The sequence below is a fragment of the Streptomyces sp. NPDC050548 genome (assembly GCF_044457385.1).
Taxonomy (GTDB): Bacteria; Actinomycetota; Actinomycetes; order Streptomycetales; family Streptomycetaceae; genus Streptomyces.
This window is the reverse complement of sequence record NZ_JBITGV010000022.1, coordinates 24,211-37,915: the sequence shown is the minus strand read 5'-3', so window position 1 is coordinate 37,915 and position 13,705 is coordinate 24,211. Positions and strand designations below refer to the sequence as shown.

General features: G+C 69.5%; 14 protein-coding genes. 7 read left to right on the top strand and 7 right to left on the bottom strand.

What is annotated here, in order from left to right:
- Positions 1-6 precede the first annotated feature (6 nt).
- The 3 genes from ACIBJH_RS40950 to ACIBJH_RS40940 all read left to right on the top strand — a co-directional run bounded on the left by ACIBJH_RS40950 (position 7) and on the right by ACIBJH_RS40940 (position 3,550).
- Positions 7-1,209: an acetyl-CoA C-acetyltransferase gene (locus ACIBJH_RS40950; protein ID WP_399122029.1), complete on the top strand. Its 1,203-nt coding sequence runs from the start codon at positions 7-9 to the stop codon at positions 1,207-1,209.
- Between the two features lie 32 nt (positions 1,210-1,241).
- Positions 1,242-2,198 carry a methylmalonyl Co-A mutase-associated GTPase MeaB gene (gene meaB, locus ACIBJH_RS40945; RefSeq protein WP_399122028.1) on the top strand — a complete coding sequence of 319 codons (957 nt, stop codon included), beginning with the start codon at positions 1,242-1,244 and terminating at the stop codon, positions 2,196-2,198.
- A gap of 119 nt (positions 2,199-2,317) precedes the next feature.
- Positions 2,318-3,550, top strand: coding sequence for an MFS transporter (locus tag ACIBJH_RS40940; RefSeq protein WP_399122027.1), 1,233 nt, complete (start codon positions 2,318-2,320; stop codon positions 3,548-3,550).
- Between the two features lie 79 nt (positions 3,551-3,629).
- Here ACIBJH_RS40940 and ACIBJH_RS40935 read toward each other — a convergent pair whose 3' ends face one another.
- The 5 genes from ACIBJH_RS40935 to ACIBJH_RS40915 form a co-directional block, all read right to left on the bottom strand.
- Positions 3,630-4,106 (bottom strand): MarR family winged helix-turn-helix transcriptional regulator, encoded by a 477-nt coding sequence (locus ACIBJH_RS40935; protein WP_019073149.1) that lies wholly within the window; start codon positions 4,104-4,106, stop codon positions 3,630-3,632.
- Between the two features lie 92 nt (positions 4,107-4,198).
- Positions 4,199-4,996 (bottom strand): AIM24 family protein, encoded by a 798-nt coding sequence (locus ACIBJH_RS40930; RefSeq protein WP_399122026.1) that lies wholly within the window; start codon positions 4,994-4,996, stop codon positions 4,199-4,201.
- Positions 4,993-5,643 carry an AIM24 family protein gene (locus ACIBJH_RS40925; protein ID WP_399122025.1) on the bottom strand — a complete coding sequence of 217 codons (651 nt, stop codon included), beginning with the start codon at positions 5,641-5,643 and terminating at the stop codon, positions 4,993-4,995. Before ACIBJH_RS40925 ends, ACIBJH_RS40930 begins: the two co-directional genes overlap by 4 nt.
- A gap of 1 nt (position 5,644) precedes the next feature.
- A complete protein-coding gene (locus ACIBJH_RS40920; RefSeq protein WP_399122135.1) occupies positions 5,645-6,277 on the bottom strand; it encodes an AIM24 family protein in 633 nt (210 codons plus the stop codon).
- Positions 6,278-6,365: 88 nt separating this feature from the next.
- On the bottom strand, positions 6,366-6,689 hold the full coding sequence (locus tag ACIBJH_RS40915) for a DUF6191 domain-containing protein (protein WP_399122024.1): 324 nt from the start codon (positions 6,687-6,689) through the stop codon (positions 6,366-6,368).
- Positions 6,690-6,812: 123 nt separating this feature from the next.
- On the opposite strand from ACIBJH_RS40915, the gene ACIBJH_RS40910 reads away from it, so the two are divergent.
- Both ACIBJH_RS40910 and ACIBJH_RS40905 read left to right on the top strand, forming a co-directional pair.
- Complete coding sequence (locus tag ACIBJH_RS40910; protein ID WP_381244939.1) at positions 6,813-7,163, top strand: DUF3817 domain-containing protein; 351 nt, start codon at positions 6,813-6,815, stop codon at positions 7,161-7,163.
- The gene (locus ACIBJH_RS40905) at positions 7,160-7,453 is read left to right on the top strand and encodes an MTH1187 family thiamine-binding protein (protein ID WP_399122023.1); all 294 of its coding nucleotides are present in this window, start codon (positions 7,160-7,162) and stop codon (positions 7,451-7,453) included. Before ACIBJH_RS40910 ends, ACIBJH_RS40905 begins: the two co-directional genes overlap by 4 nt.
- 8 nt (positions 7,454-7,461) lie before the next feature.
- On the opposite strand, the gene ACIBJH_RS40900 is transcribed toward ACIBJH_RS40905, so the two are convergent.
- On the bottom strand, positions 7,462-8,445 hold the full coding sequence (locus ACIBJH_RS40900) for a phosphotransferase enzyme family protein (RefSeq protein WP_399122022.1): 984 nt from the start codon (positions 8,443-8,445) through the stop codon (positions 7,462-7,464).
- Between the two features lie 220 nt (positions 8,446-8,665).
- Here ACIBJH_RS40900 and ACIBJH_RS40895 point away from each other — a divergent pair, with 220 nt between their 5' ends.
- The gene (locus ACIBJH_RS40895) at positions 8,666-10,450 is read left to right on the top strand and encodes a glycosyltransferase family 2 protein (protein ID WP_399122021.1); all 1,785 of its coding nucleotides are present in this window, start codon (positions 8,666-8,668) and stop codon (positions 10,448-10,450) included.
- A 3-nt stretch (positions 10,451-10,453) separates the two neighbouring features.
- Positions 10,454-12,409, top strand: coding sequence for a galactose oxidase-like domain-containing protein (locus ACIBJH_RS40890; RefSeq protein WP_399122020.1), 1,956 nt, complete (start codon positions 10,454-10,456; stop codon positions 12,407-12,409).
- A gap of 9 nt (positions 12,410-12,418) precedes the next feature.
- On the opposite strand, the gene ACIBJH_RS40885 is transcribed toward ACIBJH_RS40890, so the two are convergent.
- Entirely contained in the window at positions 12,419-13,411 is a 993-nt protein-coding gene (locus tag ACIBJH_RS40885; RefSeq protein ID WP_399122019.1) for a glycoside hydrolase family 6 protein, read from the bottom strand.
- Positions 13,412-13,705: the final 294 nt, after the last annotated feature.

Below are 13,705 nucleotides of genomic sequence, written 5' to 3'. Positions count from 1 at the left end.
CACCTCATGTCTGGAACGAACAGCACGACCTCGGTGATCGTCGCGGGCGCCCGGACGCCCATGGGACGGTTGCTGGGCTCCCTGAAGTCCTTCTCCGGAGCCGACCTCGGCGGCTTCGCGATCAAGGCCGCCCTCGACCGTGCGGGTATCGGTGGCGACCAGGTGCAGTACGTGATCATGGGCCAGGTGCTCCAGGCCGGGGCAGGGCAGATCCCGGCACGCCAGGCCGCCGTCAAGGCGGGCATCCCGATGAGCGTCCCGGCGCTCACCATCAACAAGGTGTGCCTCTCGGGCCTCGACGCCATCGCGCTCGCCGACCAGCTCATCCGTGCAGGTGAGTTCGAGATCGTCGTCGCGGGCGGCCAGGAGTCCATGACCAACGCCCCCCACCTGCTCCCCAAGTCCCGTGAGGGATACAAGTACGGCGCGATCGAGATGCTCGACGCGATGGCCTACGACGGCCTGACCGACGCCTTCGAGAACATCGCGATGGGCGAGTCGACGGAGAAGCACAACACGCGGCTCGGCATCGCGCGCCCCGAGCAGGACGAGATCGCCGCCCTGTCCCACCAGCGGGCCGCCGCCGCCCAGCAGAACGGCGTCTTCGAGGCCGAGATCACCCCGATCGAGATCCCGCAGCGCAAGGGCGAGCCCGTCGTCTTCAGCAAGGACGAGGGCATCCGCGCCGAGACCACGGCCGAATCGCTCGGCAAGCTGCGCCCCGCGTTCACCAAGGACGGCACGATCACCGCCGGCACCTCCTCGCAGATCTCGGACGGCGCCGCGGCCGTGGTCGTGATGAGCAAGACCAAGGCGCAGGAGCTGGGCCTGGAGTGGATCGCCGAGATCGGCGCCCACGGCAATGTGGCGGGACCCGACAACTCGCTCCAGTCGCAGCCCTCCAACGCGATCCTGCACGCCCTGAAGAAGGAGGGCCTGGAGGTCGAGAGCCTCGACCTGATCGAGATCAACGAGGCCTTCGCCGCCGTCGCGGTCCAGTCAATGAAGGACCTCGGGGTGTCCACGGAAAAGGTGAACGTCAACGGCGGGGCCATCGCCCTGGGCCACCCCATCGGCATGTCGGGCGCCCGCCTGGTGCTGCACCTGGCCCTGGAGCTGAAGCGGCGCGGCGGCGGTGTGGGCGCGGCGGCACTGTGCGGCGGCGGCGGTCAGGGTGACGCGCTGATCGTGCGGGTACCCAAGGCCTGAGCAGCTCGTACATCTCTAGGAACGGAGCCGTGATGCAGGACGTCGCCTCGCTGGTGGCCCAGGCCAGGGAAGGCCGGCCGCGGGCCGTGGCCCGGCTGATCTCCCTGGTGGAGGGGGCGTCCCCCCAGCTCAGGGAGGTCATGGCGGCCCTCGCACCGCTGACCGGCGGGGCGTATGTCGTCGGCCTCACGGGATCGCCGGGCGTCGGCAAGTCGACGTCCACCTCCGCGCTCGTCACGGCGTACCGCAAGCAGGGCAGACGGGTCGGCGTCCTGGCCGTCGACCCGTCCTCGCCGTTCTCGGGCGGCGCCCTGCTCGGCGACCGGGTCCGCATGTCGGACCACTCCTCCGACCCCGGCGTCTACATCCGCTCGATGGCCACCCGCGGCCACCTCGGCGGCCTCGCCTGGTCCGCCCCGCAGGCGATCCGCGTCCTCGACGCGGCGGGCTGCGAGGTGATCCTGGTGGAGACGGTCGGGGTGGGCCAGTCGGAGGTGGAGATCGCCTCCCAGGCGGACACCTCCGTCGTCCTGCTGGCCCCCGGCATGGGCGACGGCATCCAGGCGGCCAAGGCCGGGATCCTGGAGATCGGCGACGTCTACGTCGTCAACAAGGCCGACCGGGACGGCGCCGACGCGACCGCCCGCGAGCTGAACCACATGCTCGGCCTCGGCGAGTCCCGCGGCCCCGGCGACTGGCGCCCCCCGATCGTCAAGACGGTCGCCTCCCGCGCGGAGGGCATCGACGAGGTGGTGGAGGCGTTGGAGAAGCACCGGGCGTGGATGGAGGAACACGGCGTTCTCGCGGAACGCCGGGCGGCCCGGGCGGCCCGTGAGATCGAGACGATCGCGGTCACGGCCCTGCGCGCCCGCATCGGAGACCTGCACGGAGACCGCCGCGTCGGCGCGCTCGCGGAGCGGGTCGTGGCAGGGGAGTTGGACGCGTACCGCGCGGCGGACGAACTGATCGCGGGCATCACGGCGGGTTAATACGCTGGTCGACGTCCTTGCCCCGCTGCTACGTTGACCCACATGTTCCTCCTCATGGCATAGGGCACGCCGAACACACCGGCGTCCCTTTCCCATGCCTCCAGTTGAGGAACATTCGCATGTCCGCGCCTTCTCGCACGCCGACTCCGGCGTGCCCTTCGTACGCCGCCGTACTCCAAGTCCCGTACGCGCGCCGCACGTTCACCGCGACCCTCGTCGGCCGCCTCTCCTACGGCACCGTCTCCCCGGCCGTGCTGCTCGCGGTCGTCCACTCCACCGGCTCGTACGCCGCGGCCGGCACGGTCATGGCCGTCTTCGGCACCGCGACCGTCCTGCTGCTGCCCCTGCGCGCGGCCCTGGTCGACCGACACGGTCCCCGCCGCGCCCTGCTCCCCATGGCCCTGCTCTACGGCACCCTCCTGTGCGTCCTCGCGGCGGTGACCTGGCGCCCCGGGACACCGGAGGTGGTGCTGGGCACGGTGGCTGCGCTGACCGGCATGTGCGCGCCCCCACTTGGCCCCACCATGCGCTCCGTGTGGGCCGAACTGGTCGGCGACCAGGGGCTGTTGCAGCGCGCGTACAGCCTCGACGGCGTCGCCGAGGAACTCCTGTACGTCGTCGGCCCGTTGGCGATCGGCGCGCTGATGACCTTCGCCCCGCCGGCCGCCGGGGTCCTGCTCAGCGCGGTGCTGATCGGCGCGGGGACGTTCGCCTTCGTCACGTCACCGGCGCCGGCCGGAGTACGCGTTCCGGCGGGTGCCGGGCGGGGGCTGCGGCTCGCCCGGGTCCGCGGGCTGCTCGGCCCGGTCGTCGTGGCCGCCGGGATGGGGCTCGCGCTGAGCGCCGTCTACCTGCTGGTGATGGCCTTCGCCGAACAACGGGGGTACGGCGACGGTGTCGTGCCCTGGGTGCTGGCCGCGCTGTCGGCGGGCAGTGCGGTCGGTGGCCTGCTGAACGGTGCGGTCGACTGGCGTCGGGCCGCGCGGGTACGGCTGGCGTTGTCGGCGCTGGGTCTGGGGCTGGCACTGGCCGCGGCCGGGCTGGCGGCGGGGGTGTGGTCACTCACCGTGGCGGTGGCGTGCGCGGGGTTCTTTGTCGCGCCGGCGCTGACCACCGCGTATCTGCTGGCCGACGAGGTGGCTGCGCCGGAGGTGCGGACGCAGGCGGGGGCGTGGGTCAACATGGCGGTGAACGCGGGGAGTTCGGGGGGATCGGTGGTGACGGGGCTGCTGGTCGGGCGGGTTCCGGTGGGGGTTTGTTTTGTGCTCGCCGGGGTGGTGGCGGGGGCTGCGGGGGTTGTGTCTTGTCTGCCGGTTCGTTGTGGCTGGTCGCGCAGTTCCCCGCGCCCCTAAGGGGCGCGCTGTAGCGACCGGAGATGACAGGGCGGCCGGAGTTCTGTTTGAACTCCGGCCGCCCGTCTGTCAGTTGCCGTTACGGACGCCCCCGCTGCCCCCGCAGGTGTTCCGCGATCGGCTTCAGGGTTTTGTCGAGTTCCGACAGGCCCTCCGGGGTCACGAGGTCGATGAAGTGTCGTCGTACCGATGCCACGTGATGGGGCGCGACCTTCTGCATCGTCTCCAGGCCGTGTTCGGTGAGCACCGCGTACAGGCCCCGGCGGTCCGACTCGCAGTTCTCCCGGCGCACCAGGTCCGCGTTCTCCATGCGGGTGATCTGGTGCGAGAGGCGGCTCTTGGACTGGAGCGTGGCGGCGGCGAGGTCGCTCATCCGCAGCCGTTTGTCCTCCGCCTCGGAGAGGTTCACCAGGATCTCGTAGTCGTTCATCGTCAGGCCGAACGGCTGCAGGTCCTTTTCGAGTTGGTACGTCAGCAGCCTGTTGACCTCCAGGTGGGTGCGCCAGGCGCACTGCTCCTCATCGGTCAGCCAGCGCGTGGCCGTCTCGGTCTCCATGAATGAAGTCTACCTAAAATGTTGAAAGGCGAACTAGTGAGGGTGGCGTGACGGCGCGCACACGTTCGACGTCACACTCCGCAGACTACCGCTCACAGCCCGAAGCGACGCTGGAGATCCCCCAGCTGTCCGGGAAGGCGCGGTGCGCCCGCTTGCTGTGAGGGGCCTGTGCGAACCCCGCCCCCGCCCGGTACCCCCGGCTCGGGCGGCACAACCCCTGTGGCCTGCTCGGGCATCAGATTCTCCGAGGACTGGAGCAGTACCGTGCCCGCCCCCACGAACTCGAACTGGTGCTCCTCCCCGGAGGCCCCGCCGATGCCCGTCATCGCACGTAGACCGCCCATCAGGCCGGTCATGTAGGCGTGGTCGTAGTGGTGGCAGGGGGAGGGGCAGTCGGCCCAGCCGACGAGCGCCTGCGGGTCGACCCGGATCGGGGGTTCCATGAACACCACCGGGCCGCTGGAGGCGGCCACGATCTTTCCGGTTCCGATGAGTGTCAGAAAGCCGGGAACAATCGACTGCTTGAGAGCGAGACTTGGCTGAAAAGCGAGCAGGTTGCCCGAGCGAATGGTCATGTTGGCGTCTTCGAGGTCGTACGCGTTGACGTCGAAGGCCCGGTCGGCGAGCAGCATCTTGCCCGAGCCGTCCGCCACGACCCAGTCGCTCGCGTGCAGAGGCGAATGGAAGGACGTACGGACAAGCCGGTCGAGTCGCCCGTGCCCGATGCCGTTGAACTCCATCGAGCCGTAGTAGGCGATCATCTTCCCCTTCTGCAGGAACCACTGGCTCCCCTTGAGCTCCACGCAGAAGGTGTACTTGTTGACGTTGTCGTCGACCGGCAGGGTCATCGGGTCGTAGACCGTGGGGCCGGACCCCGCGTACTGGCTCACAGTTTCTCCTCCGACGCCTGGACGTACACCGCGCCGCTGCCGCTCAGCTCCAGCTGGAACGCCTCGCCGGAGCCCCGGCCCACCATGTCGCGCCAACCGAGCGCCGTGGACAGCTTGTTGCGGACGTCGCCGTGGTGGGCGACGTAGGCCTGCGGGTCGACATGGACGGGTCTGCCGGGGGTGATCGGCACCTCGAAGACCCCGCCGTGGGCCATCACGGCGACCGCGCCCTGTCCCTGGAGCGTGGTCGTGAACAGGCCCTGGCCGGTGACCTGGCCGCGGACCATGCCCATGACGCCGCCCTGCGAGCCCATGAACATCGTGCCCTGCCGGAGGGTGCCCTCGAAGGCGAGGAGGCGGTCGGCCTCCACGTACAGGGTGTCTCCGGTGAGACGGATGATCTGGATGTGGTGGCCGCCGTGACCGAACATCACGGTGCCGCTGCCCTCGACGGTCATCAGGGGAGTGGCTTCATTGGCGACGCGGCGGCCGAGCATCGACATGACGCCGCCCTGGCCGCCCTGGATGTTCGGGGTGAAGGAGACGTCGCCCTTGTAGGCGAGCATCGCGCCGCGCTGGCTGTACAGCCGCTGACCCGGCATGACGGTGGCCTGGATCATCTTCGAGTTGATCTCCGTGAACGTCATGTCACACGTCCCCCGCGATCGTGTTCCGCTCGCTGGGCTGGACGTAGACGAGTCCGTCGCCCTCGAAGCGGATCTGGAAGGCCTCGCCGCCGCCCTCCCCGAAGAAGGTGCGGAAGGTCACACCGGACTGGAAGGACTGCTGCAGGTTCCCCTGGTGCGCGATGTACGCGCCGGGGTCGACGGTCAGCGGGTACTGCCGGCTGACGCGCAGCACCACCGCCGGGCCGTCCGACATGATCGCCGCCTGGCCGTGCCCCTCGACGGTCGTCGTGAACAGCCCGTTGCCCTGCGAGGCGCCGCGCAGACCGGTGAAGGTCGTGCCGGTACGCAACCCCGCGTCGGTCGCGAGCAGGTTGCTCGACTCGACGTACAGCTTGTCGCCCTGGAGATTCACGAGGTTGATCTCGGAGGCCCGGTCCGCGAACCAGCAGGTGCCCTGCCCCCTCACCTCCATCACCGTCATCTGCTCACCGGTGAGCCGCCGGGTGACCATCCCCCGGATGCCCTCACCGCCGCCGCTCATCTTCTTGAAGGCCATCTGCCCGTCGTACGCGACCATCGAGCCGTTCTTCGCCTTCACGGCGTCCCCGGTCATGTCGACGGCGAGCACCTTGCTGCCCTGGAGTCGAAACATCGCCACGGTGCGAAGGTAACCGCAGGGGCACGGTCGCGGACAGGGCCCGTGGGTGGAGAACGACCCTGACCTGCCCCCTAAGGGAGACCTATGGCGTGTCGCGGGGCGCGTTCAGCCGGATGACCGCCGTGCCCGCCCGCAGGTCGACCGTCGACCACGGCGGGTCCCCGTCCTCCTCGTCGTCCCGCATCGCCAGCGCGCTCTGCCGTTCCTTCAACTCGGTCTGCTTGCCCGGCGACAGGCTCGCGTGCAGCTGCTCGAAGCCGGTCGCGGAGATCTGCCCCTGCCGCCCGGCGTTCCGCCAGGGCAGCATCCCGGCCCGCCCGGCCTTCAGAAGCAGCTGGTCGAGGAAGGCGAGCAGCGTCAGCAGGACCACCAGTCCGGGCAACGTCATGAAGAAAACGAACTGCACGGACACTCCCGGGGCATCGGCGACGGACCCCCAGTCTCGGCCCGCTCCGCCGTTTGCCACAATGGGTGAACGTTTGTGCTCGCGTTCACAAGCTGTGGACGTCTCCCTCACCGAAGGTGACCCGTGGACATCAAGACCGCCACCGCAATCCGCCGCCTCCGCCTGGTGTCGGCCCCCGAGGCCGTGTCCTTCCTCCTGCTGCTCGTCTGCTCGGTGCTGAAGCGGACCACGGACTTCAACGCGGTGCCCGTCATGGGCATGGTCCACGGTGTCCTCTTCATCCTCTACGTCCTCTTCTGGGCCGACGCCTGGAACCGTACGAAGTGGGGCCCGAAGACGGCCGCCCTCTACTTCGTCCTCTCGGTGCTGCCCACCGGCGGCTTCTTCGCCGAGCGCAAGCTCAGGCGCGAGTCCGAGGACGCGGTCATCGCCTCCCGCGCCCGCCAGGAGCAGGAAGGGGCCGTGAAGGCATGATCGTCGCCTTTTCCGTGACACCGCTGGGTGTCGGCGAGGACGTCGGCGAGTACGTCGCCGACGCCGTGCGCGTGGTCCGCGAGTCGGGCCTGCCCAACCGCACCGACGCGATGTTCACGTCCGTCGAGGGCGAGTGGGACGAGGTCATGGACGTCGTCAAGCGCGCGGTCGCCGCCGTGGAAGCACGCGCCCCGCGCGTCTCCGTGGTCCTCAAGGCGGACATCCGCCCCGGAGTGACGGACGGCCTCACCTCCAAGGTGGAGACGGTCGAACGACACCTGGCGGACTAGCCGGAACCTCATCCGTCCAGCGCCGCGCACAACCGCGAGACGGCCGCCGGGTCCGGAACCCAGCCCAGCGAGGCGACGACCTGGCCGCTCGCGAACTCCCGCTGGGCGGCGGTCACCGTCGGGTCGACGGCGCACTCGGCCTGTACCCGGACGTAGTTCAGCGCGGTCGCGAAGAGCATCGAGAACGACTGCGGCCCCTGTACGACGGCAGGCCCGCCGGCACTCCGATAGGCCCGCGCCACCCGCACCCCGGCCTCGACGTCCCCCTTGTTCCCGCCCGACCACACGAACAGGGCGCGGGCCAACTCCCGTTCCGCCGAAGCGGATCCGGCGTTGTCCCAGTCGAGGAGGACGGGTCCGTCCGCGCCGACCAGCACGTTCTGGGGCTGCAGATCGAGGTGGGACGTCACCAGGTCACCGGGGCCGGACGGCGTCACCCACTGCGCCAGCTCCCGTGCGGAGGTGCCGATGAACCGTCCCAGCGCGTCCGCCCAGGGCATCCCCGCCCGCCGGACCTCCGTGTGGAGCGCCGCCCACTCGTCGTCCCCCGGGCACCGCTCGTACCAGCCGCTCGGCGGCTCGGTCTCGCCCGCTCCCGCCCGGTGCAGCAGGGCCATGGTCCGCCCGAACCAGTCCAGGACGTCGGGGTCGGAGGTGTCCGCGGGGGTGCCGTCGATCCAGTCGTACACCTTGACTGGGGAGCCGGAGCCGGAGCCGGAGCCGGAGCCGGGGCGGGAGACGTACGCCCCCTGCCGGTCGGGCATGAGCCGCGGCGACGCGATGCCCAGCCGCTCGGCGGCCTGCCGTAACGCGGCCTCGCGGCGGACCTGTTCCTCGTCGCAGCCGAAGAGGAGCTCCTTCACCGCCCAGGAGGTGCCGGCTCCGGACAGCTTCCAGATCTGGCCGAGCGCGCCCCGGGTGACCGGTGTCATCGTCCACGGTCCGGTGCCGAGCGCGTAGGTCTCGGCGATGAGATCGGCGGTGTCGTGCATGCGGGTGCCCTTCGGAGTGCTGATCGTCGCGGCATTCTCCCGGAGCCGCCACTCCGCCCGTTCCGCCGCCGGGGTCAACCCCCCACCCACCTGGACGCACCCAGTTCGACACGCCCTCAATTCTCCACTTGTGTGAGGTTATCGGCCCGGTCGATCTTCGGAACCCAACGGTTCCAGCGGTCCCCGGGCGTCGATCACTCCTCAATCATTGGAGGGCGCTGTGCGGCCGGAGGGCTACGACTACGACACCTACAGCCGACTGGCCGGACCGCTCACCGAGCCGTCCGGTGCGTCGTACCAGGTGCAGTACACCTCGCTCCTCTCGCGCGAGCCCCACCGAATACGCGCTGTCCTCCTGATGAGCCTCGCCCCGGTGCTGACCGCCGCCCTGCTCGTCTATCTCGTCTGGCCCACCCACTGGGTGGAGCGCGAGGGCGGTCAGGAATGGATGGTCGGGCTCGACATCACGATGCTGATAGCCATCGGCCTCATCGAGCTGTTCATGGTCGTCAACGTCGCCTCCGTCGCCCACGCCACGCTGGTCGCGCGCGACCCGGTCCCCGTCGTCCCCGCCCCCGGCACCCGCGTCGCCTTCCTCACGACGTACGTCCCGGGCAAGGAACCTCTGTCCATGGTCCGCGCCACTCTCGAAGGCGCGGTCGACGTCACCCACACCGGGCCCGTGGATGTGTGGCTCCTCGACGAAGGTGACGACGAGCAGGCCAAAGCCCTGTGCGCCGAGTTGGGCGTACGGCACTTCACCCGGCACGGGGTTCCCGAGTGGAACCGCCCCAAGGGTGTCCACAAGGCCCGTACGAAGCACGGGAATTACAACGCCTGGATCGCGATGCACGGCGGCGACTACGAGTTCTTCGCCTCCGTCGACACCGACCACGTTCCGCTCCCCAACTTCCTTGAGCGGATGATGGGTTACTTCCGCGACCCGGACGTGGCCTTCGTCGTGGGACCGCAGGTGTACGGGAACTACCACAACCCCGTCACCAAGGCCGCCGAGTCGCAGCAGTTCCTCTTCCACGCGTTGATCCAGCGCGCCGGCAACCGCTACCGCGCCCCCATGTTCGTCGGCACCAACAACGTCGTACGGATCGCCGCCGTCAAACAGATCGGCGGGCTGTACGACTCCATCACCGAGGACATGGCCACCGGCTTCGAACTCCACCGCCACCGCAACCCGTTGACCCGGACGCACTGGCGCTCCGTCTACACCCCGGACGTGCTCGCGGTGGGGGAGGGGCCGGCCTCCTGGACCGACTTCTTCACGCAGCAGATGCGGTGGTCGCGCGGCACGTACGAGACGCTGATCAAGCAGTACTGGAAGGCGCCGTTCACGATGCCTCCGGGGCGGCTGTTCTCGTACACGATGATGCTCGTCTACTACCCGATGACAGCCGTCAACTGGCTGCTGGGCATCCTGAGTTGCGTCCTGTTCCTGTGGTTCGGGGCCTCCGGCACCCAGGTCGCCGCGTCCGTGTGGCTGATGCTCTACAGCGACGCGGCCGCTCTCCAGATCGGGCTGTATCTCTGGAACCGGCGGCACAACGTGTCCCCGCACGAGCCGGAGGGGTCGGGCGGTCTGGCGGGTATGGCGATGTCGGCGCTGTCCGCGCCCATCTACCTCAAGTCCTTCGGCGAGGCGCTGATTCGCCGGCCCAGCCGGTTCGTCGTCACCCCCAAGGGCGGCGACGCCAGCCCGGACCGGGTGATGACCTTCCGTATCCACCTCTTCTGGGCGATCCTCCTGGCGACCTCGCTGGCCGCCTCCGTCGTTCTCGACCACACCCACGCGGCCATGCGCACCTGGGCCGTCCTCGCGATGGTCATCTCCCTTGCGCCACTTGGTGTTTGGGTCGGCTCGCTGGTCAAGGAGCGCCGGGAGCGGCACGTGCCGCTCGGCGCCGCGCGCACCCTCGACACCGTCGAACCCGCTCTCGCCACCACCGGCGCCGGCCCGTCCGTCTCCGGCACCACGACAGGGGGCAACTAGACCATGGCGTACCAGCCGTCCCAGAAGACCAGGAAGACCGTCCTCGGCATCGGCGGCATCGCCGTTCTGGCCGGTCTCAACGCCCCCGCCGCCCTCGAATTCGCCGGCGAGCAGTACCACGAGTACAAGATCACGCGGCCCGACTACATGGCCAAGTACGGCTCCTGGGACCAGATCGACATCCCGAAGGAGTACCGCACCAACGCCATCCACGCCTCGCTGCTGCACACCGGCAAGGTGCTGATCGTCGCGGGCTCCGGCAACGAGCAGAAGAAGTTCAACGCCGGATCCTTCGACACCGTCCTGTGGGACCCGAAGGCCAACACCTTCAAGAAGATCCCCACCCCGGTCGACTTCTTCTGCGGCGGCCACAGTCAACTCCCCAGCGGCAACCTGCTGGTGGCCGGCGGCACCGCCCGCTACGAACTCCTCGACGGCGAGGTCAAGCGGGCCGGCGGCGGCATGCGGGTGAAGAACGAGAACCCCAACAAGCCGATGTTCCTCAAGAAGGGCACCGTCTTCCGCTCACCGGCCGGCGTCGACTACGTCACCAAGTTCGACGTCACCGTCCCCAAGGCCAAGCGCGAGTTCAAGGTCACGTACAACGCCCGTGGTGTGATGCAACCTTGGCAGACGAAGGTCACCGCGAGCGAGGTCCGGGTCTTCGTCGAGGCCGCTGAGGCGGGCCCGATGTCGGTCACCGAGAACCAGGCCCAGTACGACATCGTCGGCCTCAAGGGCATCGACGCGAACAACACGTACGGCCTCTCCGAGAAGATCACCCTGGACAAGCAGGACTACCAAGGCATCCGCGCCGCCTACGAGTTCGACCCCAAGGCCGAGCGGTACATCGCCGTCGACCCGATGGACAAGGCCCGCTGGTACCCGACCCTCGTCGGCCTCGACGACGGCCGTGTCCTCGCCGTCTCCGGCCTCGACGACGTCGGCGTCATCGACCAGGGCGACAACGAGATCTACGACCCGAAGACCAAGAAGTGGACCCCGGGCCCCAAGCGCTACTTCCCCACCTACCCGGCCCTCTTCCTCACGAAGGGCGGCAAGCTCTTCTACCCGGCGTCCAACGCCGGCTACGGACCCGCCAACAAGGGCCGTGAGCCGGGGATTTGGGACCTGAAGACCAACAAGTTCACGACGGTGGCGGGCCTGCGCGACCCCGACGAGACCGAGACCTCGTCCTCGCTGCTCCTGCCCCCCGCCCAGGACCAGAAGGTGATGATCCTCGGCGGCGGAGGCGTCGGCGAGTCCAAGAAGTCGACCCCGCGCACGGCCGTGGTCGACCTGAAGCAGGACAGCCCCGTCTTCAAGGACGGCCCCAACCTCCCCCAGGGCACCCGGTACTTGAACAGCGTGATCATGCCGGACGACTCGGTCTTCACCACCAACGGCTCCTCCGACTACCGGGGCCGCAGCGCCAGCAACATTTTCAAGGCACAGTTCTACGACCCGAAGGGCAACGCCTTCCGCGAGGCCGCCGCCCCCATGGTCGGCCGCAACTACCACTCCGAGGCACTGCTGTTGCCCGACGGCCGCGTCGTCACCTTCGGCTCCGACCCGCTCTTCGACGACCAGGCCAACACCAAACTCGGCCACTTCGAGCAGCGCATGGAGATCTTCACCCCGCCCGCGCTGCACAAGAACGGCTCCAACAGGCCCGTACTGCAGGACGGTCCGGAGACCCTCGACCGCCACCACCGGGCGACCTTCCGCACCGACCACCCCGAGCGGGTCGTCAAGGCCCGTCTGATGCGGCCGAGTTCGGTCACGCACACGACGGACGTCGAGCAGCGCTCCATCGAACTCGGCCTCGTCAAGGACGGGAAGTCGGTGACGGTGGACGTACCGAACGACCGGGCGTTGGTACCGCCCGGCTGGTACATGCTGTTCGTGACGGACGCGGAGGGCACGCCGTCAGAGGCGAAGTGGATTCAGGTCAACTGAAATGCCTTGCTACGCCTTGGAGTTGCGCGCCAACTCCAAGGCGTACTCCGGCCACCACTGCCCCGCGTCGGGACCGCCCTCGCACGTTCCGTCCGAGGCGCCGGGCCGCTTGATCCACAGATAGGCGTCCAGGGCGGGTTCGCCGGTGTCGGTGGTCGGGCGGGTGCCGAGACCCCGGCCCGGCGGGTTGCACCAGGCCCCGGCCAGCGGCCCGTTGCCGTTCCGACTGCTGTCGACGACGAAGTGCTTGCCACCGAGGTCCTTCGACAACTGGAGGCCGTACTCCTTCGTCACGTCGTCCGTCTGGAAGTTGGAGACGTTGAGCGAGAACCCGTCCGCTTCCTCGACCCCGGCCCGCTTCAGCGGCTCCACCAGCTTCCAAGGCTCCCTGATCCAGGCCGGGTTGCCCGCGTCGAGATACACCGTCGTACCGGACTGCTGCTTCAGCCGGACCACCGCCTCGCTCAGCAACTGCTCCCGCTCGCCCTGGTACTCGCCCGGGGTGCACCCGTCCACCATGTGCGCGACGGCGTCCGGTTCGAGCACGACGAACGCCTTCGAACTCCCCAGCGCCTCCGCGAACTTGCCGATCCACGCCCGGTACGCGTCCGCGTCCGCCGCCCCGCCCGCCGAGTGCTGACCGCAGTCCCGGTGCGGGATGTCGTACGCCACGAAGACGGGCGTACGACCCTCCTGGCGCGCGGACGCCGTCGCCGCCCGGATCACCGGGCCGGGGTCGAGTTCGCCGGCGGGCCACAGCGCGGTCGGCTGATCGGCGATCCGCTTGAGCAGCGCGGCGTCGTGCTTGCGTCCCTCCCGCTCCCACATCTGGATCTGCTCGGCCGCCGGGCTCGCCGGGTCGACCCAGAAGGACGTGGCGTGCGCCGGGTCCTTGGACCGGGCACCGGCGACGGAGGCCTCGTCGACGTCGGCGGCGGACGAACAGCCCACCGCCAGCCCGAACACCGAGACCACCGCGAACGTGCGGATCAGCCGGGACATGCCGCTCCCTTGCGCGAGGGGACATCAAGTGACGATTCGTCAGTGATTGTGAACGATCCGTCACCGAGCCGGGCCCTGGCGCGCCGGTCGGCCGGTGGGGGAGGTGGGTGCGGGGTGCTGGTGGTGTTCGTCCGTGCGCCGGGGCGGGCCCTGACGCGCCGGGCGGCCGATGCCGGAGGCGGGCGCGGATTTCCGGTGGGAGCTCTTCGCGCGCCGGGTGGGGCGGCCGCCGCGCGAGGGCGGCACGGATGCCCGAAACGGTCCCTCGACACAGGGCGTCCTGTGTCGCCGCAC